This window comes from Stenotrophomonas nitritireducens (genome assembly GCF_001431425.1).
GTDB lineage: Bacteria > Pseudomonadota > Gammaproteobacteria > Xanthomonadales > Xanthomonadaceae > Stenotrophomonas > Stenotrophomonas nitritireducens.
On sequence record NZ_LDJG01000086.1, the window covers coordinates 1 to 694 of the forward strand.

2 protein-coding genes are annotated in these 694 nt (G+C 67.4%); one reads left to right on the top strand and one right to left on the bottom strand.

The genetic code is table 11. The features are described from left to right. The coding region (locus ABB22_RS17535; protein WP_275452925.1) for a TrmH family RNA methyltransferase at positions 1–282 on the bottom strand (282 nt) is incomplete at its 3' end. 120 nt (positions 283–402) lie between these two features. Between ABB22_RS17535 and ABB22_RS17540 the strand changes: the two genes are divergently transcribed. After that, the coding region (locus ABB22_RS17540) for an inositol monophosphatase family protein (RefSeq protein WP_275452926.1) at positions 403–694 on the top strand (292 nt) is incomplete at its 3' end.

A 694-nucleotide genomic window follows, 5' to 3' on the forward strand; every position in this document is an offset into this window, starting at 1 on the left:
CAGCAGTTCCTCCAGCTGCACCCGGCGCGAACGCGCCGTGCAGCCCAGCACCAGCCGGCAATCGGCCACCGCCTCGGCCAGAGTGGCGAACACCGGGGCGTCGCCGAGCACGTCCTCGGCGCCGGCCGAGCGCCGGTAGGCGACATCGTCCAGCGGCTGCTCGGGCGCCACCAGCACCAGCTTCGACAATCCCATGGTCTTCATCGCCCGCGCCGCCGCGCCGATGTTGCCGGGATGCTGGGTGCCGACCAGGACGAAACGGATGCGGGCGGAAGCGGACATGGCGAAAAAAGTCAGGAGCGGGACAGCCGCAGATGGTAAACTGCGCGGCCGGCCCGTGCGCCGGAAACGCTCTTTTCCTCCGCCAATCCGACCCATTCGCCTTCACGGGAGCCCTTCACCATGCAGAAACCCGCCGTCACCGTCATGGTCAAGGCCGCACGCCTCGCCGGCAACGTCCTGTTGCGCAACATCAACAAGCTCGAAGCGCTGAACGTGGTGCAGAAGGGCCGGATGGACTACGCCAGCGAAGTCGACGGCGATGCCGAGAAGGTCATCGTCAAGGAGCTCAAGCGCGCCTACCCGGACTACGGCATCTATGGCGAGGAAGGCGGCCTGCAGGGCAACGGCCGCCAGATGTGGGTGATCGACCCGCTGGACGGCACCAGCAACTACCTGCGCGGCTTCCCGCACT